Source organism: Streptosporangium oxazolinicum, from assembly GCF_039537505.1.
In the GTDB taxonomy this organism is placed as follows: Bacteria; Actinomycetota; Actinomycetes; order Streptosporangiales; family Streptosporangiaceae; genus Streptosporangium; species Streptosporangium oxazolinicum.
Map to the genome: position 1 here is coordinate 1 of NZ_BAABAQ010000021.1, position 23219 is coordinate 23219.

The 23219-nt window shown below is 69.4% G+C and carries 26 protein-coding genes; 7 read left to right on the forward strand and 19 right to left on the reverse strand.

Going from position 1 to position 23219, the window contains the following annotated elements; all coding sequences use genetic code 11:
* Positions 1-34: 34 nt before the first annotated feature.
* The 3 genes from ABD817_RS37645 to ABD817_RS39715 form a co-directional block, all read right to left on the reverse strand.
* Positions 35-430 carry a CHAP domain-containing protein gene (locus tag ABD817_RS37645; RefSeq protein ID WP_344923236.1) on the reverse strand — a complete coding sequence of 132 codons (396 nt, stop codon included), beginning with the start codon at positions 428-430 and terminating at the stop codon, positions 35-37.
* 91 nt (positions 431-521) lie between these two features.
* On the reverse strand, positions 522-839 hold the full coding sequence (locus ABD817_RS37650; protein ID WP_344923237.1) for a hypothetical protein: 318 nt from the start codon (positions 837-839) through the stop codon (positions 522-524).
* Positions 836-1168, reverse strand: a complete 333-nt coding sequence (locus ABD817_RS39715) for an HNH endonuclease (RefSeq protein ID WP_425583451.1) — start codon at positions 1166-1168, stop codon at positions 836-838. The genes ABD817_RS37650 and ABD817_RS39715 overlap by 4 nt, the downstream gene beginning before the upstream one ends.
* 517 nt (positions 1169-1685) lie before the next feature.
* Between ABD817_RS39715 and ABD817_RS37655 the strand changes: the two genes are divergently transcribed.
* The 4 genes from ABD817_RS37655 to ABD817_RS37670 all read left to right on the forward strand — a co-directional run bounded on the left by ABD817_RS37655 (position 1686) and on the right by ABD817_RS37670 (position 7131).
* On the forward strand, positions 1686-2693 hold the full coding sequence (locus ABD817_RS37655; protein WP_344923239.1) for a single-stranded DNA-binding protein: 1008 nt from the start codon (positions 1686-1688) through the stop codon (positions 2691-2693).
* Between the two features lie 742 nt (positions 2694-3435).
* Entirely contained in the window at positions 3436-4683 is a 1248-nt protein-coding gene (locus ABD817_RS37660) for a GGDEF domain-containing protein (protein WP_344923240.1), read from the forward strand.
* Between the two features lie 189 nt (positions 4684-4872).
* Positions 4873-6537: an energy-dependent translational throttle protein EttA gene (gene ettA, locus ABD817_RS37665; RefSeq protein ID WP_344923241.1), complete on the forward strand. Its 1665-nt coding sequence runs from the start codon at positions 4873-4875 to the stop codon at positions 6535-6537.
* 153 nt (positions 6538-6690) lie between these two features.
* Complete coding sequence (locus ABD817_RS37670; RefSeq protein ID WP_344923242.1) at positions 6691-7131, forward strand: acyl-CoA thioesterase; 441 nt, start codon at positions 6691-6693, stop codon at positions 7129-7131.
* 144 nt (positions 7132-7275) lie between these two features.
* Here the strand turns inward: ABD817_RS37670 and ABD817_RS37675 are convergent, their stop codons facing one another.
* The 4 genes from ABD817_RS37675 to ABD817_RS37690 all read right to left on the reverse strand — a co-directional run bounded on the left by ABD817_RS37675 (position 7276) and on the right by ABD817_RS37690 (position 11061).
* Entirely contained in the window at positions 7276-8817 is a 1542-nt protein-coding gene (locus ABD817_RS37675; protein WP_344923244.1) for a glycoside hydrolase family 13 protein, read from the reverse strand.
* 55 nt (positions 8818-8872) lie between these two features.
* Complete coding sequence (locus tag ABD817_RS37680) at positions 8873-9271, reverse strand: globin (RefSeq protein ID WP_344923246.1); 399 nt, start codon at positions 9269-9271, stop codon at positions 8873-8875.
* A gap of 20 nt (positions 9272-9291) precedes the next feature.
* Complete coding sequence (locus tag ABD817_RS37685) at positions 9292-10317, reverse strand: mechanosensitive ion channel family protein (RefSeq protein WP_344923248.1); 1026 nt, start codon at positions 10315-10317, stop codon at positions 9292-9294.
* Positions 10318-10776: 459 nt separating this feature from the next.
* Positions 10777-11061, reverse strand: coding sequence for a hypothetical protein (locus tag ABD817_RS37690; RefSeq protein WP_326643182.1), 285 nt, complete (start codon positions 11059-11061; stop codon positions 10777-10779).
* Positions 11062-11403: 342 nt separating this feature from the next.
* Between ABD817_RS37690 and ABD817_RS37695 the strand changes: the two genes are divergently transcribed.
* Together ABD817_RS37695 and ABD817_RS37700 are read left to right on the forward strand one after the other, a co-directional pair.
* Positions 11404-12978 (forward strand): NsdA family TPR-like regulatory protein, encoded by a 1575-nt coding sequence (locus ABD817_RS37695; RefSeq protein ID WP_344923250.1) that lies wholly within the window; start codon positions 11404-11406, stop codon positions 12976-12978.
* Complete coding sequence (locus tag ABD817_RS37700; protein ID WP_344923252.1) at positions 12975-13469, forward strand: GNAT family N-acetyltransferase; 495 nt, start codon at positions 12975-12977, stop codon at positions 13467-13469. Before ABD817_RS37695 ends, ABD817_RS37700 begins: the two co-directional genes overlap by 4 nt.
* Before the next feature lie 301 nt (positions 13470-13770).
* Here ABD817_RS37700 and ABD817_RS37705 read toward each other — a convergent pair whose 3' ends face one another.
* On the reverse strand, positions 13771-14229 hold the full coding sequence (locus tag ABD817_RS37705; RefSeq protein ID WP_344923253.1) for an NUDIX hydrolase: 459 nt from the start codon (positions 14227-14229) through the stop codon (positions 13771-13773).
* 271 nt (positions 14230-14500) lie between these two features.
* On the opposite strand from ABD817_RS37705, the gene purU reads away from it, so the two are divergent.
* Positions 14501-15355 carry a formyltetrahydrofolate deformylase gene (gene purU, locus ABD817_RS37710; RefSeq protein WP_344923254.1) on the forward strand — a complete coding sequence of 285 codons (855 nt, stop codon included), beginning with the start codon at positions 14501-14503 and terminating at the stop codon, positions 15353-15355.
* A gap of 172 nt (positions 15356-15527) precedes the next feature.
* On the opposite strand, the gene ABD817_RS37715 is transcribed toward purU, so the two are convergent.
* The 11 genes from ABD817_RS37715 to ABD817_RS37760 form a co-directional block, all read right to left on the reverse strand.
* Complete coding sequence (locus tag ABD817_RS37715; protein ID WP_344923255.1) at positions 15528-15917, reverse strand: hypothetical protein; 390 nt, start codon at positions 15915-15917, stop codon at positions 15528-15530.
* Between the two features lie 28 nt (positions 15918-15945).
* Positions 15946-17223, reverse strand: a complete 1278-nt coding sequence (gene hypE, locus ABD817_RS37720; RefSeq protein WP_344923256.1) for a hydrogenase expression/formation protein HypE — start codon at positions 17221-17223, stop codon at positions 15946-15948.
* The gene (hypD, locus tag ABD817_RS37725) at positions 17220-18347 is read right to left on the reverse strand and encodes a hydrogenase formation protein HypD (RefSeq protein ID WP_344923258.1); all 1128 of its coding nucleotides are present in this window, start codon (positions 18345-18347) and stop codon (positions 17220-17222) included. The genes hypE and hypD overlap by 4 nt, the downstream gene beginning before the upstream one ends.
* Positions 18348-18353: 6 nt before the next feature.
* The gene (locus ABD817_RS37730) at positions 18354-18605 is read right to left on the reverse strand and encodes a HypC/HybG/HupF family hydrogenase formation chaperone (RefSeq protein WP_344923260.1); all 252 of its coding nucleotides are present in this window, start codon (positions 18603-18605) and stop codon (positions 18354-18356) included.
* Complete coding sequence (locus ABD817_RS37735; RefSeq protein WP_344923262.1) at positions 18580-18972, reverse strand: hydrogenase maturation nickel metallochaperone HypA/HybF; 393 nt, start codon at positions 18970-18972, stop codon at positions 18580-18582. Before ABD817_RS37735 ends, ABD817_RS37730 begins: the two co-directional genes overlap by 26 nt.
* 143 nt (positions 18973-19115) lie before the next feature.
* Positions 19116-19220 carry a DUF6893 family small protein gene (locus tag ABD817_RS39720; RefSeq protein ID WP_425583452.1) on the reverse strand — a complete coding sequence of 35 codons (105 nt, stop codon included), beginning with the start codon at positions 19218-19220 and terminating at the stop codon, positions 19116-19118.
* Positions 19214-19717, reverse strand: coding sequence for a hydrogenase maturation protease (locus ABD817_RS37740; RefSeq protein WP_344923263.1), 504 nt, complete (start codon positions 19715-19717; stop codon positions 19214-19216). Before ABD817_RS37740 ends, ABD817_RS39720 begins: the two co-directional genes overlap by 7 nt.
* On the reverse strand, positions 19714-21168 hold the full coding sequence (locus ABD817_RS37745) for a hypothetical protein (protein ID WP_344923265.1): 1455 nt from the start codon (positions 21166-21168) through the stop codon (positions 19714-19716). The genes ABD817_RS37740 and ABD817_RS37745 overlap by 4 nt, the downstream gene beginning before the upstream one ends.
* A complete protein-coding gene (locus ABD817_RS37750; RefSeq protein WP_344923267.1) occupies positions 21165-21797 on the reverse strand; it encodes a DUF6084 family protein in 633 nt (210 codons plus the stop codon). Before ABD817_RS37750 ends, ABD817_RS37745 begins: the two co-directional genes overlap by 4 nt.
* A 56-nt stretch (positions 21798-21853) precedes the next feature.
* Entirely contained in the window at positions 21854-22537 is a 684-nt protein-coding gene (locus ABD817_RS37755) for a DUF5947 family protein (RefSeq protein WP_344923268.1), read from the reverse strand.
* Positions 22534-23190 (reverse strand): NifU family protein, encoded by a 657-nt coding sequence (locus tag ABD817_RS37760; protein ID WP_344923269.1) that lies wholly within the window; start codon positions 23188-23190, stop codon positions 22534-22536. Before ABD817_RS37760 ends, ABD817_RS37755 begins: the two co-directional genes overlap by 4 nt.
* Between the last annotated feature and the right edge of the window lie 29 nt (positions 23191-23219).

Genomic DNA, 23219 nt, shown 5'->3' on the forward strand with positions numbered 1-23219 from the left:
ATTGCTGCTGAGACTGAGTCCAGGAGTAGGGGACTCAGGCCCAATATCCGTAGCCGACGATGCTGCTGGTCCGGTGGACCCGCTGCACCCGGCCGCTTGAGTTGCCCTCGATCGAAGTGATCGAGCCATCGCTGTGGACCTTCTCGACGATGCCGGCGTGGTCGATCCCGCTGCGGCTCTTGCCGCTGCTCCAGTCGAAGAAGACGATCGCCCCCGGCCGGGGCGCAATGCCCCAACGGCCCTTGCCGGCGTACCAGGCGGCCCAGGTGGGCGTGTAGGCGTCGGTGCCAACCTTGGCCCGTACACCGGCCCGCTCCGCGACCCAGGCCACGTAGATGGCGCACCAGGGCGCGGTGAGAAAGTAGCTCCCCTTGCCCAGACTGGAGGCGTACCACTGCGTGTACTTGTTGGGCACCCCGGAGGTGCCCATCTCCCCAGCGGCGATGCGGAGGAAGGTACTGACGCTGCTCGTCGCCGTAGTCGGCCTCGGCGTTGGCTTGGGCGTCGGCTTCGTGGACGGCTTAGAAGTAGGCGTCGCCGTCTTCGGGCCAGGGGACGCCTTCGAGGTCGGCGTAGCTGGAGTACTTCTCGAAGCAGAAGTAGTTGCTGATGCACGATTCGACGTCGCACTCGGCCGAGGGGGCGTCCCAGCGCGCACAGCCGAGCGCGACGGCGTCGGAGTCGAACTGGGCGTCGGCGAGGCCGACGTAGTCGAAGTCGAGCGGGCCGCGAGCGACGAGGGCGTCGAAGGAATCTGAATCAAGAGGCTGGCAAGGAGCGGTACAAGAACCGCAGCTGCTGCTTGGGCAGTTGCCCGAGGGGTAATTTCCATTGCTCATCGGTGACGCGCCCTCCCCCGCGCGGCCTCCTCACTGGATTTCAAGTTGTGGCAGGCGGGGCAGATGCAGGCGAGATTCGACAGTTCCCAGGAGCCACCGTCAGCGACGGCTTTGACGTGGTCGACGATCTGCCCAGGGCCGCCGCAGACGTAGCAGCGGTCGTGGTCTCGGTGCCTCGCGCGGCGCATCAAGGTCGCGGCGTTACTCGGCCGCGTGAGGTTTCGGGGACTCGTCTGTGCCCAGGGCACGTAGTGCCCGTCGCACCGCCCCTTGGTGATGGCTGGCCTACGACAGCCATCCTCCAGGCACTTCTTGGGAGCCCTGGGCATGGCGAATCACCCCCAGGAGTCGGAGACGCGATGGGGGAAGGAAGAAGTATCCCTAGGGGGCCTGTAGGCCCCTCGATCCCCTCAGAGGATCGGCCTGTAGGCCGATCCGAAGGAGTGGTAGTTGTCGACTAGAGCCGCTTCAAGGCGGCTCGTAGGACTAACCAGTAGGTAGGAGTCTTGAGGACTCCTCAACCGGTAGGGGCGGAGCGGAACCCCAACCCCCTACCCCCTTCCCCACAGGTATCGGGCGGACTTTCCTGGAAGGGGCCGGAACGAGTCGAGGGGGGAGAGATCTACTTCCCCTCCCCGTTCACCTATCTATCGGGCGGACTCTCAGGCCCGGTCCGCGCGCTTGCAGGGCGTCGAGGGTCAGCACAATGTCAGCACCGGTACTGACAACAACCCGGAACAACCGACATCAACCCGAAAAGCCAAAAGGCTGCCAAAGTCCCTGAGCTGGGACTTTGGCAGAAATTTGACCAGGTCAAACCTGATGTGCTAACTGAGAGGTCGGTAGATGAACGACATCTACGTCACGCTGACCGGTAACGTCGCGGCCCCGCCGCGCCAGCACACCTTCCCCGACGGCTCTCGGGTGACCTCACTCAAGATCGCCTCGACCAGCCGTTACTTCGATCGGGAGAACCAGCAGTGGCGCAACGGCGAGACGACCTACTTCGGCGTTCGCTGCTTTCGCGGGCTCGCCGAGAACGTCGCACAGTCGGTCCAGTTGGGCCAGCCGGTCGTGGTCCAGGGGCGGTTGCGGATCCGCGAGTTCACCCATGAGGGGGAGCGCCGGTTCATGCCCGAGGTGGAGGCCAACTCGCTCGGTCACGACCTGCGCTGGGGGCTCGGGAGGTTCACCAAGCCGCAGCGCAGCGGGCCGGTCGCGGCTTTCGGCAGCGCGGAGCGGATCGAGCTTGACCGTGAGACCTCCGACTGGGCCATGAGCGGTGGCGCTCCCGTCACGGCCGGGGCGTTCGGTGCCCTGTCCCCGCTGAAGACCGGGTTCGACGACGAGATGCCCGCTCCAGGCGAGGCGGGGATCACGCCGGGTGATGCGGTGGGGACCGCGTCGAGTGGTACGGAGGCTCGGGGCGAGGCGGTTTCCGCTTCCGCGGACACCCTCGATCGCCCGGACACCACCGATCCCGAAAACGCCACCGCCCCTGGAGGCACCATCGATCCCGGGGACACCACCGATCCCTGGGACGCCGCCGAGGCCGCGCCGTGTGTGGCGGATCACGAGCTCGCCGGGGAGGACCACGAGTCCACTGTGGCGGATCACGAGTCCGCCGGGGGAGATCACGGTTCTGCCGGGGCGGAAGCGGCAGAGAGGGAGGTCGTGGCCGGGAGGGGGAGAGCGGCGAGAAGCGCGACGACGAGGCGGCGGGACGCGAGGGGGACGAGAGGCGTGGGCGCGGGGGAGGAGAAGACGGCAGGGAGCGGGCCGGGTGCGATGAAGGTCCACCCGAGGGCGAGCGATGAGGTGCCCTGGCCGACCCGGGAGCCCGTGGCGGCCTGAGCCGTTTCCCGCTGGGAGTCTGGGAGGTCCGGGCCGCGGGCCTCCCAGCCTGCCGGGGGCTCAAGGCCGGACCGAGAGCAGGCGATGGAGAGCAGGCGACGGAGAGCAGGCACCGTGAGCCGCCGGAGCGCGGCCAGGTGACCGCGAGCCGGAGGAAGGCGTGCCGGAGTCTGGAGGAGGGCGCGTCAGAGGAACCGGCACGGCAAAGGAAAACGAGACGGAGAAATGGGGAAGTCTGGACAGAGGGATGAGGGTGGGGAAACCGGGGGTGGAGGTGGGGGTCGAGGGGGTTCGCGTGGGCGGGGTGTCTGAGGAGGCGGGGGGTGGGAGGTTCGCGTGGGCAGGGCGTCTGACGGGCAGGGGCCTCGCACGGAGAGGGAGCCTGGGTGCGGGCGGAGTGAGGGGGCATCGGCCGGACGCGGTCGGTGTCTCGCCGCGATGACGCGGTGACGCCGAGATAACCGGCCGATGGTCTTGCCCGTGTCAGATGCCGAGACACCTGTTAGGTCCAGGTCACGCCCCGCAGCATGGCTTGCTCCTTTCCCACCACGGCCCGCTCGCGAGCGAGCGGTTTCCAAGTCGTGGGTCAACCGGTGGGCTGACTCACTCCGCCAAAGGTAGCGGTTACCATCGCGCGTCGCACACTCCGCAACTATTGTGTTACACATCGTTAGTCGGAGAGGGGGACGACATGGCGGCTCCCAGTCACACGTCGGTCAAACCGCGCGACGGCATAACACCCTTGGTCGATCGGTGGCCCCTGCTGGGGCAGCGTCGCCCGCTGGTCGGCTACCTCTGCGGGATAGTAGCGCTGGATCTTGCCGCGATCGTTTTCTTCTCGATCACCGGTGTTTTCCGCTGGTCCGATGTGCTGACGTTCACCGCGTTGATGATGTGCGGAGCCGTGTGCATCGAGGCGACCCGGAGACTCGGCATGCCCGCGGGCGTCTACCGCGACCTGCTTTCCGCCTGGTGGTTGCCCGCCGCGCTGCTCCTCCCGCCGCTCTACGCGCTCCTGGCGCCCATCCCGCTCCAGTTCCTGCTGCAGAAGCGGGTGCGCGCGACGGTGGTCTACCGGCGGGTCGTCAGCTCGGCGGCGATCGGCCTGGCCGGATGCGCGGCCTCCCTGCTCTTCCACGCCGCGGTCGGCGACCTGGGCGCGCTGACCAGGGGGGAAGGAGTGCCGATCCTCGTGGCCATCGGCTGCGCGGTCCTGTTCACAGTGATCAACACCGCGCTGATCGCCGTCGCCGCGCACACCGCCGACCCCGAGAGCCGCTGGCGGGAGGTCCTGTGGAACCGGGAGAACCTGCTCCTCGACGTCGTCGAGCTCTGCCTCGGCGTCCTCGTCTCCATCACCTGCGGGCTCAACCTCGCCCTGCTGGTCCTGGCGCTGCCTCCGGTGGTGCTGCTCCAGCGCAGCCTGCTCCACGCCCAGCTCCAGGCGGCGGCCCGCACCGACCTCAAGACCGGCCTGCTGAACGCCGCGGCCTGGCAGCGGGAGGCCGACACCGAGATCGTCAGGGCGCGTCGCACCGGGGAGACGCTCGCGTTGCTGATCGTCGACATCGACCATTTCAAGAGGGTCAACGACACCTACGGCCACCTGATCGGCGATCAGGTCCTGGTCGGGGTAGCCGACACCATCCGCAGCCAGCTGCGCGACTACGACGTGGTGGGCCGGTTCGGCGGCGAGGAGTTCGTCGTCCTGCTGCCCAGGGCCGACGTGACCGAGGCGCGCAGGGTCGCGGAACGGCTGCGCTCACGGGTGGGGCGGATGGCGGTCCCCGCCGACGACAACATGATCACCGTGACCATCTCGGTCGGTGTCGCGATCATGAGTGTGCACGGGGACGACCTGATCGAGCTGCTCGCGGCGGCCGACCTCGCTCTTTACCGGGCCAAGGAGCTCGGCCGCGACCAGATCTGCCTTCCGGCCACCGTCGTGCCCCCGGCCCGCAGGCCCGGCTCCGAGTCCGCCCCCAGCTGACCTCCCGAGCCCTGTCCCGGGCCGCCCTCGGTGGGAAGCTCCGGCCCTTGTCCCGGCCCGTCCCCAGCTGGACTCCCGGGCCGCCCTCAACTGGATTCCCGAGTCTTGTTCCGGGCCGTCCCCGGCTGGACTCCCGGCCCCTATCCCGGGCCGCCCCTAGCTGAACTCCCCAGGCCCTAAACTAAAGGCATGCCGGAGTACATCTACACACTGCAGCGCGTGCGCAAGGCGCACGGCGACAAGGTCGTCCTCGACGACGTGACGTTGTCGTTCCTGCCGGGCGCCAAGATCGGTGTCCTGGGCCCCAACGGCACCGGAAAGTCGACGCTGCTGAAGATGATGGCGGGCCTGGAGCAGCCGTCCAACGGCGACGCCCGGCTCATGCCCGGCTTCACCGTCGGCATGCTTCAGCAGGAGCCCCCCCTCAACGAATCCAAGACCGTCCTCGGCAACGTCGAAGAGGGTGTCGCCGAGACCAAGGCGATGCTCGACCGCTTCAACGAGATCGCCGAGCTGATGGCCACCGACTACAGCGACGAGCTGCTCGACGAGATGGGCAAGCTTCAGGACGCCCTCGACCACCGCAACGGCTGGGATCTCGACAGCCAGCTGGAGCAGGCGATGGACGCCCTCCGCTGTCCCCCGCCGGACGCCGAGGTCACCCAGCTCTCCGGTGGCGAGCGCCGCCGGGTCGCTCTCTGCAAGCTGCTCCTGGAGCAGCCCGACCTGCTGCTGCTCGACGAGCCCACCAACCACCTCGACGCCGAGAGTGTCCAGTGGCTCGAGTCGCACCTGGAGAAATACCCGGGCACCGTCCTGGCCGTCACCCACGACCGCTACTTCCTGGACAACGTGGCCAACTGGATCCTGGAGCTCGACCGGGGCCGCTGCCACCCGTACGAGGGCAACTACTCCACCTACCTGGAGGCCAAGGCGGCGCGGCTCAAGCTTGAGGGCCAGAAGGACGCCAAGCGTAAGAAGCGCCTGGAAGAGGAGCTGGAGTGGGTCCGCTCCAACGCCAGGGCCCGCCAGACCAAGAGCCGGGCGCGTCTCCAGCGCTACGAGGAGATGGCCGCCGAGGCCGACAAGCACCGCAAGCTCGACTTCGAGGAGATCCAGATCCCGCCGGGCCCGCGCCTGGGGACCACGGTCATCCGGGCCGAGAAGCTCACCAAGGGCTTCGAGGAGCGGGTCCTGATGGAGAGCCTCTCCTTCGACCTCCCGCGTAACGGCATCGTCGGCATCATCGGCCCGAACGGTGTGGGAAAGACCACCCTGTTCAGGATGATCACCGGTAGCGAGACGCCCGACAGCGGTGAGATCGTCATCGGCGACACCGTCAAGATCTCCTACGCCGACCAGAGCAGGGGCGGGATCGACCCGGCCAAGAACGTCTGGGAGGTCGTCTCCGACGGGCTCGACTACATCAAGGTCGGCCAGGTCGAGATGCCGTCCCGCGCCTACATCGCCGCGTTCGGGTTCAAGGGCCCGGACCAGCAGAAGAAGTCCGGCATCCTGTCCGGCGGAGAGCGCAACCGGCTCAACCTGGCGCTCACCCTCAAGCAGGGCGGCAACGTGCTGCTGCTCGACGAGCCCACCAACGACCTCGACACCGAGACGCTCTCCAGCCTGGAGAACGCGTTGCTGGAGTTCCCCGGCTGCGCGGTCATCACCTCGCACGACCGGTGGTTCCTCGACCGCATCGCCACCCACATCCTCGCGTGGGAAGAGGGCTCCAACTGGTTCTGGTTCGAGGGCAACTACGCCGACTACGAGAAGAACAAGATCGAGCGCCTGGGTGCCGACGCGGCCCGGCCGCATCGCGTCACCTACCGCAAGCTCACCCGCGACTGATCCCGGTCCCGGAGACCGGTCCGGTCTCCGGTCCCGGCCACCGCGCCCGGCGGGGCCCGCCCGCGACGGGCGCGGTTCCGGCCGGGGGGTGACCGACGAGCCCCCGACGCCCCGCCGTACGACGGGGGCCGGGGGCTCGCTACGGTTCTGGGTGTGGTTGGACAGAGCATCGTGGACGGCGTCGGCCGTGGCCACCGGCATGTGTTCCCCCGGGCCGTCAGGTTCGCCGACATCGACTCGCTGGGACACGTCAACAACGTGCGGTTTCTCGACTACCTGGAGGACGCGCGGCTGGCGCTGTTCCATGTCGACCCCCACCGCGAGGGCGGCGAGCCGTTCAAGGGGCTCGTGGTCGCCAGGCACGAGGTCGACTACCTGCGTCCCCTCACCCTCCGCCTCGACCCGGTCCGGGTGGAGTCATGGGTGACGGAGATCCGGCCGGTGCGGTTCACCCTCGCGTACGAGATCCGCGACGACGAGGAGATCTTCGTCAAGGCCCGTTCGACGCTCGTCGCCTACGACGTGGCGAAGGCCTCCCCCCGGCGGTTGAACCAGGACGAGCTCGCCTACCTGGGCAGGTTCGTCACGGACTGAGTCCGTGCGGTGCGCGCCGCCCGTCCGTGGAGCGCCGCCGCCCCTCACCGTGAAGCTCCCGGAGTCTGCCCTCCCCGCGAGTGCACCCGCCGCCCGTCCGGTGCGCGCCGCCCGCCGGTGGTGGACGGCGCGTACCGGGAGCCTTCAGGCTTCGGGGGTGTGCAGCCAGGCCGCGGTGTCCGGCAGGAGCAGGTGGCCGTCCACCGGGGCACTGCCGATCAGGACGCGGTCGTGCGGCGGCAGCTGGACCGGCTCGGAACCGCAGTTGATGACGCAGGTCAGGGCACCCCGGCTGAAGACGAGGGCGTCCTCGGGGGCGTCCAGCCAGGTGATCTCGTCCGGCAGCGTGCCGCGCAGCTCGCGGCGGACGCGCAGGGCGTCCTGGTAGAAGCTCAGCGTCGAGCCGGGGTCGTTCGACTGGCGCTCGGCGGAGAGCACGACCCACTCGACCGGCTGGGGCAGCCAGGGCCGACTTCCGTCGGGAGAGAAGCCGTAGGGCTCGGCCACGCCGGACCAGGGGATGGGGACCCGGCAGCCGTCGCGGCCGGGCAGCTCCCCCTTGGAACGGGCGAAGATGGGGTCCTGGCGGGCCTCCGGGGGAAGATCCTTCACCTCGGGGAGGCCGAGTTCCTCCCCCTGGTAGAGATATGCCGAACCCGGTAGGGCGAGCATGGCGAGCAGGGCCGCGCGGGCGCGGGCGAGGCCCGTCGTGGAGTTGGCCAGGCCGTCGCCGTACCGGGTCACGTGGCGGATCACGTCGTGGTTGGAAAGGACCCAGGTGGGGGCGGTGACGGCGGCCAGCGTGTCATCGATGACCTTCTTGAACGCGGGCCCTGACCAGGGCGCCTCCAGCCAGGCGAAGTTGAAGCTCTGGTGCAGCTCGTCGGGGCGGACGTACAGCGCGAGGTCCTCGGCGGAGTCGGTCCAGACCTCGCCGATCGCCATCCGCTCGCCCTCGTAGGAGTCGATCACCTTGCGCCAGTCGCGGTAGACCTCGTGCACCTCCGGCCGTCCCCAGATCGGCGACTCGGCCTTGAACGCCTGCCCCTCCGGCGGGGTGTCCGGCAGCCCCTCGGCCTTGTACAGGCCCATCGCCACGTCGATCCTGAACCCGTCCACCCCCCGGTCCAGCCAGAACCGCAGCACGTCGAGGAACTCCGAGTGCACCTCGGGGTTGCGCCAGTTGAAGTCGGGCTGCTCCGGGGCGAAGAGGTGGAGATACCACTGCCCGTCGGGCGTTCTGCTCCAGGCCGGGCCGCTGAAGGTCGACTGCCAGTTGTTGGGCGGCAGCTCCCCGCCGTCGCGGAAGACGTAGCGGTCGCGTCCCTCGCCCCGCAGCGCGGCCTGGAACCACTCGTGGGCCGACGAGCTGTGGTTCGGGACGATGTCGACGATCACCCGCAGCCCGAGCCGGTGCGCCTCGGAGACGAGCTCGTCGAAGTCGGCGAGTGTGCCGAAGAGCGGGTCGACGTCGCGGTAGTCGGCCACGTCGTAGCCGCCGTCGGCCATGGGGGAGCGGTAGAAGGGGGTCAGCCAGATTGCGTCCACGCCGAGTTCGGCGAGGTACGGCAGGCGCTGCCTGATGCCGGGCAGGTCGCCGACGCCGTCTCCGGAGGCGTCGGCGAAGCTGCGAACGTAGATCTCGTAGACGACGGCGTCACGCCACCAGGGGGTTTCCATGTGCATGGATTGCCCCCGCTCGGCGGTGTTTATGCGTCGCGCCCCCCGGCCGTACCGTGGTTTATACCTCGGGGGCGTTGACCATGCTGTGCGCGGCGTACACGAGGTAGTCCCAGAGGCGTTTCTCCAGGTCGTCGGGGAGCGCCAGGGAGATCACCGCGTCGTGCATGTGCCGGAGCCAGGCGTCGCGCTCGGCCGAGCGGATGACGAACGGGTTGTGCCGCATCCGCAGCCGGGGATGGCCCCGCTGCGCGCTGTAGGTGCTGGGGCCGCCCCAGTATTGGATGAGGAACATGCGGAGCCGTTCCTCGGCGCCTTCGAGGTCGTCCTCGGGGTACAGCGGCATGAGGATCGGGTCGGTCACCACCCCCTGGTAGAAGCGGTGCACCAGACGCCTGAAGGCCTCCTCGCCGCCGACGGCGTCGTAGAAGGACTGGGATTCCTCGGGGGTAACGGACACGTGCTCCAGCCTAATTGACGTCAGGCGGCGATCGTGATGTCGGCCCGGTCGAGGGCGGACTTGATCCGCAGGCGCAGCTCGCGGGCGACCTCCGCCTGCCGGGAGGGGATGGTCTTGGCGCTGACCCGGAAGATGACGGCGGTGTCGGAGATCTGCTCGATGCCCCAGACCTGCGGCTCCTCGACGATGATGGAGTCGCGGAAGGCGGGCTCGTTCCACATCTCGTCGGCGACCTCCTTGAGGAGGTCGCGGACCACGGGGATCTCCGAGGCGTACGCCACCGGTACGTCGACCGTGGCGCGCGACCAGCCCTGGGACTCGTTGCCGACCCGGGTGATCGTGCCGTTGCGGACGTACCAGACCCGGCCGTCGGCGTCGCGCAGGCGGGTGATGCGCAGGGTGACCGCCTCCACGGTGCCGATCGCGGCACCCGCGTCGATCACGTCACCCACGCCGTACTGGTCCTCCAGGAGCATGAACATCCCGGCGATGAAGTCCTTGACGAGCTCCTGGGCGCCGAAGCCGATCGCCACGCCCAGGATGCCGACGCTGGTCAGCAGGGGGGCGATGGGGACGGAGAGGCGTTCGAGGACGGTCAGCACGGCGGTGCCCAGGATGATGATCGAGGCGATGTGCCTGAGCACCGAGCCGATGGTCTCGGCCCGCTGCCTGCGCCGTTCGGCCACGATCGCGTCGAGGCCCTCGGGGGTGACCGTCTCCCTGCCGCGCAGCCGCCCCGCCAGGGACGCGCGCTCGGAGGAGGCCCGGCGCACCACCCGGCCGATCAGCCGATGCGCCACGTTGCGCAGGATCAGCGCGATGACCACGACCAGTGTGATGGCGATCAGGCCCGCGATCGCGGGGGCCACCCAGTCGACGGCCGCGGGCACGAGCATCTTCACGAAGTCGCAGATTACCCCACCGCCGTTCCCGCACCCCTGTATTAAGCCCGCACTCGCGTCGAGAAGGTTCTCGACGACGACTCCCGGATCGGAGGACGGGGTGACGCTGGGGGTGGGGACGGGCGTGGGGGAAAGCAAGGACACGGAGTGGATCCCTCTCGGATCGGATCGACAGGCGGGCTGGGCGAGTCATGCGACCTACCCATATTGCCGATCGAACCGGCCTCCGTCACATCACGCCGGGGAAGACGGGGACATCCTGGTCCAGGGCCGCGGGGGCGGACCCGGATGCCCCGGTGACGGGGTGGCCCGGAACGGGGCACGCACCCGGAAGCGTGTCCCGTTCCGTTCCCGAGAGGGATCCATCCGGTCACCGCCCGGACGAGAGACCGGACGGCAGCCTGTGCTTCACAACGGTTCGCGGGCTTCGGCTCGCGAGAGCCTCCGCGTTTCCGCCGATGGGAGCCCGCGGGCGCGGGTCCGGCGATTCGGAGCCGGCGGGGTGCCCAGCGTCCGAGGACGCTCCGCACCGGTCACCCCACCGGCTCCGCCGAGCCGCGGCAGACGCGGCACACCGGGCGAAGGCCCGTTGTGCCGCTCACCTCACTCTCCTACCGCGGCGAGTACGCGTGCGACCTTGGTCGCGGCACCGGCGGGATCCTCCACCGTGTGCATCCGTTCACCCCAGGACCACCAGTAGTACCAATCCCGATGGCTGGGGGCGGCCTGTGCCCGGCAGGTGACGTTCTCCGCCAGGCTGGTCGCCTTCGGATTGATCACGCGCACGAACGCACGGCCCGAGTGGGTCCGCACCACACGGGCGTGCAGCCCGCGGCAGTCAAGCTCCGTCACCAGTCGCTCAAGGTGCCGGAAATCGTCTTCACCCACCTCGTCCCTCCTCGTGGTCTCGGCTCGTCGGCGCCGAATCGTGTTCGTCCGATCACGCTTCCGGTGCCGCTCGCCAAAGATGACTCACGGTGGCCCCATGGGTCAATTCGGGGAAAACCCAGTTCAGGGTGGGCGATGTGCCAAGTGGGTTGAAAGAAACAGTCCTTCGGAGGACGATTCTTAGCCAGCGGCTTTATTAGTGTGTTCCGGATGAGTCAAACGTGGTCCATCATTCTCGGTAGGCGCAGTGCGACCGAAAGATCACACTGCGTCAAGGGAGATTGAGGACCGGTCGGGACAAGTGTGCCAGCCAGCCCGGCCGGCCACGAGAGAGGGGCCGGTATGTCCGGCAGGCAGCACAGGGAGACAGAGTTAGCGCGGCAGGTCCGGGCCCGTGGCCTGGCAGCCGGGAAGTCCTCGGCGCAGATAGCCAGGGAAATCTACGAAAAGTGTAGTTCGCAATTCGGGACCACCCGGATTAAAGGTCACCGCCTCGCGCACGGCGTCGCTCTCGCGGACGTCATCGAACAGATACGGGCGCTGTTCGAACGCGACGGCAAGTCGGCCCCCGGCATCGGTGAGACGCTCCTGTCCGCGTACGAGAGCGGGCTGAAGCGGCCCGGTCCCGAATACCTGCACTACCTGTGCTCCACCTACCGGGTCGAGCCCGTCTCCCTCGGGTACGACGGCCCGTGCATCTGCGGCCACGGCCACAAGATGCCCGGTGTCGTCCGAGGTGATCTCCAGGATGGAAAACCCGACACTTCCTCTGGTCCGCGTGAGCTGCTGATCCAGCCGATCGGCGTCGACCCTTCCGCGGACGGGGGTGAGGAGGACGAGAACGTGCTACGGAGGACACTTTTACAGCTCCTGGCCGGCAGCGGCGGCATCGCGCTGGACGGGCAGGTGCTCGGATCGGTGGAGAGCTTGCGCAAGAGGATGGACGACACGCTGGTTTCGGCCACCGTCTCGCCCGCCATGCTCGATCAGTGGGAGGAATCCACCATCGGCTTCGGCCGCCAGTACATGAACACCCCCCCGCTCAGGCTGTTGTGCGACGTGATGCTCGAATTCGGCGCGGTGCGCAAGGCCATGGAGCATCACCAGCCGGTCGACCTGCAAGAACGGTTGTGCCGCATGGCGGCGCAGCTCGCCGGTCTGAGCGGCATGATCATGGTCAATCTCGGTGACCACCGGCTCGCGCGGTCCTTCTTCAGGACCGGCAGGACCGCGGCGGACGAGACCGGCGACCGGGCGCTGAGGGCGTGGGTCATCGCCAGGGAGGCCCTGGTCCCCCTTTACTACGGTGACCCGCGCGAAGCTCTCAACCTCGCCAAGAAGAGCCGTGACCTGGCCGGGCAGACGCCCTGCGCGGCCCAGGCGATGGCCCCGGTGGTCGAGGCCCGCGCGCTGGCGATGATGTCGGGTTCCGGCAAGAAGGACGTGGTCGACCAGGCGAAGCGGGCGCTGTCGAGGGCGAGGGCCGCCTTCTCCCAGATGACCGCCGCGGACCAGGACGACTCGACCTTCGGCTACACCGAGCGCCAGCTCTACTTCCACCAGGGAGACGCGCTGGTCAAGCTCGGGCAGGCGATGGAGGCCGATTTCATCCTGGAACAGGCGCTCACCAAGTACGGTCCGACCGACTGGCTCGACCCGACCTTCATCAGGTTCGACCGGGCCCAGTGCAAGATCCTTGAGGGTGACGTGGACGAGGCGCTGGAGATCGCCCAGCGTACGGTCCTGGGCCTTGACGAGGCGTGCCGGCCCGACATCCTCATGCAGCGCGCCCACGAGGTGGGCAAGCAGGTCGAGGTGAAGGCTCCCGACCATCCCAAGCTCAAGACCTACATGGAGTCGCTGCGCAACCGTGGCGCGTCGACGGAGAATCCAGTGGCCGACAGGAGTGGCAGTTGAAGCCGAGGCTTCGGCGTTATCGCTGGTCCGACCTTGAGACCGTCTGGGCGCTCCACCAGATTTGTCTCGCCCAGGTCGGTCTCGCGCCCGGGGACGGCGTCTACTACGAGGACGACTTCCCGAAGATCCACGAGATCTACCTCGCCGACCGGGGCGAGTTCCTCGTGGGTGAGATGTCCGACGGACGTGTCGTCACGATGGGCGGTCTCCGCCGCGTCGACGACCAGACCGCCGAGATGTGCCGCATGCGGGTCCATCCGGAGTTCCAGCGTCGCGGATTCGGTGCCCAGATGGTGCTCGCACTGGAGGCGCGGGCGATAGAACTCGGTTATGTACGCCTTCGTGGTGACACGACCATGAATCAGCTCGCGGCGATGGAGCTCTATCGCACGTTCGGCTGGCGCGAGATCCGCCGGGAAGAACGAGGGGGGTGTGTGGTGATTTACGGAGAAAAAGACCTAATAGCCGCTATGTCCTCCTTAACCAAATGATCTCTATTTCGCACTATTTCACTACTTAGTGTTGCCTGTTTCGGAGATATCCGAATAATTGTTTTTCGTACCTACCGCTATTCCCTGGTGAGTGCGATGAAAAAGATCATTGTCCACAAGATCGGCGTGTCAAGACTCGGCGGCGTCGCCGGCGCCATCCACAAGGGATGAGATTCCTCGCCGCTGGAAGAATCCTCCTCTGACGGTCGCGGCCCTCGATCCGCGAGATCGAGGGCCGCGCGGACTATCCGTCTCCGCGTGTTCATCCCTGTTCGCGCCCGTTTTATGCGGAGCGGCCGGTTCATCCCAGCCGCGTGACGCGGGAGACGACCTCCGGCAGGTCCGGGGGCTCCAGGAAGCCGGGAAGACCGGCCATCTCCGCCGGTGAGAACCAGCCGGAGCCGAGGTGGGTGATGTCCTCCTCCGCGGTGAACGACCCGGCGCCCACCTCGGGCGTGCCCTCGAACCTGGCCAGATAGAACCGCTCGGTCTTGGCGTAGTGGACGCCGATCCAGTGGAACTCCCGGCGTACCGGCACCCATCGGTCCAGCACCGCCTCGCCCGGCAGGCCCGTCTCCTCCGTGAGTTCGCGCCGCGCGGCGTCGAGGGGGGTCTCACCCGGATCGATCCCGCCGCCCGGCGGTTCCCACAGGGTCTGGCCGCCGACGGGGTCGCGCCAGTGCATGAGAAGCACCCGGCCCGATCCGTCCACACAGATCACCCGGGCCGCGGGCCGGTCGTTCGGCTGAGGGTCGCCCATAGGGCAGGGAGGGTAGCAGCGCCGTCCCCCCCGGCCGTCCCCCGGCCGTCCCCCGGCCGTTCCACCCACCGGGTCCGCGCCCCCGTGGCGTCTCCGGTGGGTTCCGGTGGCCTGGTGGTCCTGTGGTGGGTTCCGGTGGCCCCGGGGGCCTTCGTGGCTTCTGGTCCGCCACGTGCCGGACGGCCGGGTACGGCGCTGGGATTCGCTGTACTCTGCCCAGGTCAGGTGGAAGCACCGGGCGATCCGACCTCTCAAGCTCAAGGGTGAAGGCATGAGTTCCAGGGCCGAGTTTGTGTTGACGCTGTCCTGCCCGGACCGTCCGGGCGTGGTGGCCGCGGTCTCCGGCCTCCTGGCCGGGCGGGGATGCAACATCACCGAGAGCCAGCAGTTCGGTGACGTCGTGGCCGGGCGGTTCTTCATGCGGGTGCAGTTCGCCTCTCCGCTGCCCGACGGGGAGCTGCGCGAGGCCTTCGCCGCGCTCGCCCCCGAGCTCGGCATGGATTTCAAGCTGCGCGATATCTCCGTCAAGCCGCGCGTGCTGGTGATGGTCAGCAGGTTCGGCCACTGCCTGAACGACCTCCTCTACCGGATGCGCTCCGGCCTGCTCGACATCGAGATCGTCGCGGTCGTCTCCAACCACCCGGACCTGCGACCGCTGACCCAGTCGTACGGCATCGACTACCACCACCTGCCGATCACCCCCGAGACCAAGCCCAGGCAGGAGGCGGAGATCCTGACCCTGGTCGACCACTACCGGGCCGACCTGGTGGTGCTCGCCCGCTACATGCAGGTGCTGTCGGAGGATCTCTGCGTCAAGCTCGCGGGTAATGTGATCAACATTCACCACTCGTTCCTGCCGTCGTTCAAGGGCGCCAAGCCCTACCACCAGGCGCACTCTCGCGGCGTGAAGCTGATCGGCGCGACCGCGCACTACGTGACCGCCGACCTCGACGAGGGCCCGATCATCGAGCAGGAGGTCGCCCGGGTCAACCACACCCACTCCGCGGACGACCTCGCCGCCATCGGCCGCGACGTCGAGTGCCAGGCCCTGGCGCGCGCCGTCCGCTGGCATACCGAGCAGCGCGTCCTGCTCGACGGTCACAAGACGATCGTCTTCCCCCGCTGACGCGGCGACCGGTCGCCGCAGCCCGCGACCGGTCACCGTGATGCGCGACCGGTCACCGCAGCCCGCGACCGGTCACCGCGACCTGCGACCGGTCACCGCGGTCCGCGGCCGGTCACTGTGGCCCATAGCCGGTCACCGCTGCTCGCGCTCGGTCACCGTGGTCCGTGACCGGTCACCGTGGTCTGCGGCCGGATTTCCCGGGGCTGATGCCGGTGACGTCCTCGGGGTGGGAGACGCCGTAGGGGCGTCCCGCCTCGTCGGTGCCGACCTTCTCGCGACCCGCGTCCTTCTTCCGGGAGGCGATCTTCTCGGCGCCACGGTTCTCGCTGGTGCCGACGCCGAGAGGGGACCGGGCCTCGGTGTCGGTGGCGGGGACGCCCTTGCGCTCCGCACTGGACACCACGCGAGGCGGCCCCTTGTCGTCCGGAGGGGGGCCGAAGGCCAGGTTGCCCGACCGCACGACCTCCTCGCTGGCGTGGCCGACGTCGCGGGAGTAGCCGTGCTCCCCCTGCTTGTCCTTGCCGCTCCGACCCTTTTCTCCGGATTTGCGTTTTTCGCTCATGTCCAGCACCTCTGGATTCGCTCGGTGGTCAGCAGATTCTCGGTAGTGGGTCGCCGACCAGCAGGTCGACGATGCGGGTACCGCCGAAGGAGGTCCTGAGCAGGACCAACCCCGGCGGGTCGTCGTTGATCCGCCCGATGATCGCCGCGTCGGAGCCGAGCGGATGGGAACGGAGGGCGGCCAGGGCCGCCTCGGCGGAGTCCCCGGCCACCACCGCGACCATCCGGCCCTCGCAGGCGACGTAGAGCGGGTCGATCCCCAGCAGCTCGCACGCCCCCCGTACGGCGGGACGGACCGGCACCGCGTCCTCGTCGAGGACGACGGCCACCCGCGAGGCCTCCGCTATCTCGTTGACGATCGTCGCCACCCCGCCCCGGGTCGCGTCGCGCAGACAGCGCACCGCGCCGCCGTCGCCGCCCTCACCGCCACCGCAGGCGTCCAGCAGCACGTCGACGAGGGCATTGAGCGGAGCGGTGTCGGAACACAGGTCGGCCTCGATGTCGAGTTCTCCCCGGGCGAGCATGACGGTGATCCCGTGCTCGCCGATCGGCCCGGACACGATGACCGCGTCTCCCGGCCGCGCGGAGGCGGCGCTCAGCCGGACGGGCCGGTCGAGCGTCCCGACGCCGGAGGTGGTGATGTAGCAGCCGTCCGCCTTGCCCCTCTCCACGACCTTGGTGTCGCCGGTGACGATCCACACGCCCGCCCGTCGTGCCGCCTCGGCCATCGAGGCGGTGACGCGCCGCAGGTCGGCGACGGGGAAGCCCTCTTCCAGGATGAACCCGGCCGACAGGTAACGGGGGCGGGCCCCGCACATGGCCAGGTCGTTGACGGTGCCGTTGACCGCCAGGTCGCCGATGTCGCCGCCCGGGAAGAACAGCGGCGTGACCACGAACGCGTCGGTGGTGAAGGCGAGCCCGTCGGCGACCGCGCCGTCCTCCAGGGTCTCCAGCATCGGGTTGCGGAACGACTCCAGGAACACCGCTTCGATCAGGGTGTGCGTGGCCCTGCCGCCCGCGCCGTGCGCCAGGGTGATGCGGTCCTCCCGCACCCGCGCCCCGCGTCGCCGCACCCGCTCGATCCGGTCCAGCACCTGCCGCTCCCGGCCGCGCGCCTCTTCGTCCGGTCCGTGGCCGCGCGTCTCTTCCAGGTCCGATACGTGTTCGTGGCGGCGTACCGCCTCTTCCAGGTCCGATATGTGTTCAAAGCCGGGTACCTGTCGTTCCCCGCCGCGCGATCGTGGCGGATCCATCTCCCGCACGCCGTGCTCCTCGGCCCGTCCGGTGCCGCCCGTTCCGCCGTTCACCTCCGGGTCGCCTCCTTGACGCGCTCGCGCGAGAACCGGCCGAAGTTGTAGTAGGCCGCGCAGGCGCCCTCGGACGACACCATGCACGTGCCGATCGGCGTCTCCGGGGTGCACGCGGTGCCGAACACCTTGCACTCCCAGGGCTTGAGCACTCCCTTGAGCACCTCGCCGCACTGGCACGCCTTCGGATCGGCCACCCGTCCGCCCGGAATCCGGAAGATCCGTTCGGCGTCGAAGGCGGCGTACCGTTCCGTGACCCTGAGCGCCGACTGCGAGATGAAGCCCAGCCCGCGCCATTCGAAGTACGGCCGCAGCTCCATCACCTGGCCGATGACGCGCAGGGCCTTGAGGTTGCCGTCCCACGGGACGACCCGGGAGTACTGGTTCTCCACCTCGGAGCGGCCCTCGGACAGCTGCAGGAGGACGCGGTAGACCGTGTGCAGCACGTCCAGCGGCTCGAAACCGGCCACCACCATGGGCTTGCCGTAGTCGCGCGCGACGAACCCGTACGGCCGGCAGCCGATCACCGTGGAGACGTGGCCCGGCCCGATGAACCCGTCCAGGCGCAGGTCGGGAGAGTCCAGGATCGCCTTGATGGCGGGGATGATCGTCACGTGGTTGCAGAAGATCGAGAAGTTCTCGATCCCCTCGGCCTCGGCCCGCAGGACCGTCATCGCCGTCGAGGGCGCGGTGGTCTCGAACCCGATGGCCATGAAGACCACCCGCCTGCCGGGGTTCTGCCGGGCGATCTTCAGGGCGTCCAGCGGGGAGTAGACCATCCGGATGTCGGCCCCCCGTGCCTTGGCGTCCAGGAACGAGCCGTTCCCGCCGGGCACCCGCATCATGTCGCCGAACGACGTCATGATCACGTCCGGCTGCTCGGCGATGTGGATGGCGTCGTCCACCCGTCCCATGGGGATGACGCAGACCGGGCAACCGGGACCGTGCACCAGGGTGACGGCCTCGGGCAGGTAGTCCTCCAGGCCGTGCTTGTAGATCGTGTGGGTGTGCCCGCCGCACACCTCCATGAACTTGTACTCGCGGCCGGGCTCGCACAGCGCGGCGATCCGCGCGGCGAGCGTCCGGGCCTTCTCGGCGTCGCGGTACTCGTCGACGAAACGCATCAGCCCTCACCCCTCTTCGATCATGGATTCTCGGAGGGCCGCGATCTCGTCCTCGTACGCCTGGCCGATGCTTTCGAGGAAGTCGAGCGCGGCCCTGGCCTCCACCTCGTCGATCTTCGACAGCGCGAACCCGACGTGGATGAGGATCCAGTCGCCGGGCACGACGTGTTCGTCCTCGATCAGGCCGATGTTGATCGCGCGTTTGACGCCGCAGACGTCGACCATGGCCAGATCAGGACGGTCCGACAGGATTTCCACGATCTCGCCGGGAATTCCCAGGCACATGAGAGGCCTCCGCCAGCTGGATGGATTCGAGGACGAGGTCGTCGCCGCCCTCGGTGTCGAGATCGGTGTCGCCGCACCCCGCGCAGACGGCGAAGGGGTCGGTGGAGGTGGACGTGCTCCCGCAGGAGCGGCAGGTCACCCGCACTGGGACGATGACCAGCTCCACATGGGCGCCCTCGGCCACGGACCCGTCGGCGATCGAGGAGAACGCCTGGTTGATCGCCGGTTCCGTGACGCGGAGCAGGGCGCCCGCGTGGACTCGCGCCCGCCGCACCCGTCTGCCGTCCGCGCGCTTCTCCACCGCGGTGAGGATCGCCTCGGCGATCCCGAATTCATGCATTGGTTGATCCTTTTCATGGTGTTCAGGAGTTCTGGCGTGCCGTGACCGGACGTGGTCCGCCCGGGTGGCCCGCACGGATGTACGGAGCCGCCGGGCGGTCCGCCGAGCCGCGTGTCCTCGGTTCCCCGGGGCGCGCGGGCCCGCTACATGTTCCGCATCCTCAGGTAGCGCTTGATGTCGGGGAGCGACCGGTAGACCAGCATGGCCACCCCCATCAGCACCGCCCCGGCCAGCAGGCGTTTCAGCATGTCCGTTCCTCCTCGTGGCCCGCGCTGGCGAGTGCCATCGCGATCTGTTGCCCCGCGAGCTCGACGACCAGGTCGGCCGCCCTGCCGACGGCGTCCGCGACCGGCGCGCTGAGCTCCATGCCCGGCGAGGTGTCGGCGGGCTGGCAGCCGACGAGCAGGATGTGACCGGCCTCGCCGCCGAGCACGCCCACCAGCGAGAGCACGGTCTCCGGCGTCATCGAGTGCGCGTCGGCGAAGGATCCCGGCACGTCGCCCGCCGACGGTTCGAGGACGTACAGGGTGCCGGGCGGGCCGTCGCGGGAGACCGCGTCGACCAGGATCGTGGTGTCGTACCCGCCGCCGGTCAGCTCGTACGCCAGGTGGACGCCCCGGATGCCGAAGTCCCTGACCTCGACCTCGCCGGGCAGGTCGGCGCGGGCCAGGTGCCTGGCCACCGCGACACCGAAGCCGTCGTCGCCGAGAAAGACGTTCCCCACCCCGGCCACCAGGATCCTCACGCGCCCACCTCCCCGTCGGCGGCGGGATCGCCCGCCGGTGAGCCGTCCGTGAGCGGTTCGACCTCGTCGGGGGCGAAGTAGAGGAAGCGGCCGTGCGATCGGTGCAGGTCGGCGCCCGGGTCCTCGTCGAGGGTGACGGCCAGGTGCCGGGTGCCGTCGAGGTCGAGGAGCACGGCCTCGACGTGGGCGGTCCTGCCCGCGAGGAACATGTCGTGGGCGTCGGCGCGCCGCCTGCCGGGAACCAGCCGGACCCTGCTGCCCCTGGAGACGGCCACCCCGGCGATCGTCACGCTGTCGGTCTCCGGGGAGACCGTGGCGTCATCGGCCGGATCCCACCAGGGGGTGGGCGGCCGCTCCCGGCTCGGGGAATCTCCCGTCTCCGGGGACGCGGGAGGCAGCCGGTCGGTGCGGTCGGTGTGACAGGTGTGGTCGGTGGCCGCCTCCACCGAGCGGATCGCGCCGTGGAGCCGTTCCAGCAGCTCGGGCGGCATGCTGCCGACCATGTCGATGAGCTCGGCCACCCGGGGGTCGGTCTCCCGCGCCTCGCGCGTCTCCTCGTCGGTGAGGGTGAGCGTGCGCAGGTGGAGCATCTCGTCGATCTCCGTGGAGTCGAACAGGGCCCCGGGACTCTCCGGCGCGATGTCCGGGTGGTCGTAGAGGATGATCGGCGAGGAGAGCACCACGTCCCGGTGGCCGGGTTCGCCCACGAGTACCGGCCAGGTGTGCTCGTTGCGGCAGGTCTCCACGGCGGGCCGTGCCCATTCCGGCGGGTCGAGCAGGGAGACGAAGGCCCCGGCGTTCACCGCGATGAGCAGGTGCGCCGAGACCAGCGAGTGTCGCAGCGCCTGCTCGCGCGGCGCGCCCAGCGGCTTCCAGGGGTCGGTGTTCTCCACCCGGGCGCGCAGTTTGACCAGCTCGTACGGTCCGGGCACCCGCTCGGCGGAGACCCTGAGCGCGGCGTGCAGCGGCAGGTGCTCGGAGACGAGGCGCCCTATCACCTCTCCGGACGGCGCCACGATCGGCTCGACCACCCGGTCTCCGGGGATCCGTACCTCGATCACCCGCTCGGGGGCGTCGAGCAGACCGGCGACGGGGAGTGTCACCTCCGCCTCCCGCTCGGTCGCCTCGTCGAAGGCGAGGTAGGTCCGATGGCCGTTCCGCAACTGCTGGACCGGCCAGTAGCCGTCGTCCTCGGCGCGCTCGACGCCGCGCGTCCTGACGTGCAGGAAACGCAGGTTCAGGTGCGCCACGGCGTACACGGCCCCTTCGAGGAGGCATTCGGTCACGCTGGCCGGATGCTCGGCGGTCGCGGTGAACCCCGGCGGGACGAGCACCCCGAACTGCCAGCGCACCTGGTTCTTGGTCGCCGAGGCGCGGTAGGGGTAGAGGAGGTAGCCCTCGTACAGCACCGCGTCCGCCACCCGCCGCGCGATGTCCATCGGCACGCTCATGGCCGCGTCTCCTTGAGCAGTAGTTCCAGGGTCTCGTCCCAGGTCGCCAGGGCGTGCCCGGACTTGAACCTGCTGAGTTCCCGCAGCGTGTCGCGGCGCAGCCGCAACCACCCCGAACCGGGGAAGTAGCGGTCCATCAGCTCCCGCCACACCGCCACCGGCAGCCGGCACCGGGCCTCGCGGTGCCACGGCACCTGGCTCACCGAGAAGCCGTCCCGCGCCCTGGCGAACACCGTGCCGCCGAAGAGCATGATCATCGGAATCTCGCCGTCGTCCAGAGCGGCGAAGTACCGGCCGGCCGCCACCTCCAGGTCGTAGCCGCACGGCACCGGTACGTCGATCTCCGTGCTCCCGGTGAACGCCGGGACCATGACGGAGACGTCGGCGAACCGCAGGGGTTTCAGCGTGTCGCCCCATCGCGCCGGGTCCCCGAACAGGTCGCCGAGCAGCTCCGCCTCGCCGTCGCCGTAGCGCCGCAGGTGGGGCTCCACCCGGATCTGGCAGCGCAGCGCGATGGTGTGCACCCCGCCGGGGGAGGGGTCGGTGACGCGCAGCCGGAAGACCAGCGTCGGGAAGGCTGCGTACGCCTCCGCCCGCACCCCCACGCAGTCGAACGCGAGCTCATCCACGGTCGTCACCACCTTGAATGGGCGCCGTGTGTCCGCGCGGGTCGGTGAACGCGGGCTCATCCACGGTCGTCACCACCTTGGGCGGGCGGCACGGTACGCCCGCGCTCGCGCAGGTCGGCGAAGAAACCCTCGATGGCCTCCCGCGCCTCCTGACCGCCGTCGAAGCCCTTCCAGTGCAGCCGCACCAGGCCGACCAGCTCGTAGCAGGCGTCGATCGGCACCAGGTGGCAGGTGAAGCCGCCGTCGGGACGGCGGTCCACCAGGAGCGCCTCCACGTCGGGCCGGACGTCGGCCATCGCCGGGTTGGCCGCCAGGACGCGCTCCCACGTCTCCAGCGGCAGCAGCGACTCGGTGGCCCCCGCCGGGCTCGGGTAGAACGCCACGGTCCGGTCCATCGCGGAGTTGCGGAAGAAGAAGGCCGTACGGACCGGGATCTGCATCTCGTCCCAGTCGGCCGCGTCCAGCGGGAAGTCCGGGGCGTGAAGGTAGCGTCGCGGGACGGCCCGGTAGCGTGCCCGGCCGTCCGTGTCGCGGGTGAACAGCAGGTAGCAGGCCCGGCAGGCGCACAGCAGTCCCCGGCTCTCGACGTTCACGACGTGGCCGTGGTCCTCACCCGCGGGGACCGCGCACAGCTCGCACAGCGTCACCTGTGTCACCGGTGTCGATGGCGTCACCGGCGACCCGGCGGGCCGGTCCGTCCGGGGCGGCTCGCGGAACCTGCGCAGCCCGGTGGCCGTCACGGCGCCACCTCCGAAACCGGGACCGGTTCCGACTCGGAGACCGGTCCAGGTCTCGACACCGACACCGGTCCAGGTCCCGGTTCCGAAACCAGGTCCGAAACCGGTTCCGGCACCGGGCACGGGCCGGGCGCGCGGCGCTGGATCTGCAGCAGCTCCGGCCGCCCACCCGTCACCCCCTCGACCTCCACCCCGGCCACCTCGGGCGCCGCCTGGGCGATGGCCCGCTCGATGGCGTCGGTCACGGTGATCCGCGAGGACGGGCAGCCGTTGCAGGTGCCCTCCAGGCGGAGCCGCACGATCCCGTCCTCGCCCACGCCGAGCAACTCCACGCCGCCCTCGTGCGACCCCAGGTGGGGGCGTACGGTGTCCAGCGCGTCGCGGACGCGTTCGGCCGTGCTCAGCGGGTGCAGGTCGTGCAGCACCAGCAGCCCGGACACGAGCGGGTCGCCGGTCATGCGGCCCAGCACCTCGGCGGCCTCGGCCTCGACGACGATCTCGACGACGCGTTCCAGACCGGCGCCGTACAGCTCGACGAGGGCCCGTACGAGGTCCTCGGCCTTGGCGCGCGTCACGGCGTCGCCCAGCGCGCCGAGATCGGCGATCAGCGCCTCGACGCGATCGCCGGTCGCCCGGACGTCATGGGCTCGCGGCATCTGCCCGGCCCCCCTCTCCGGTGCCGGGA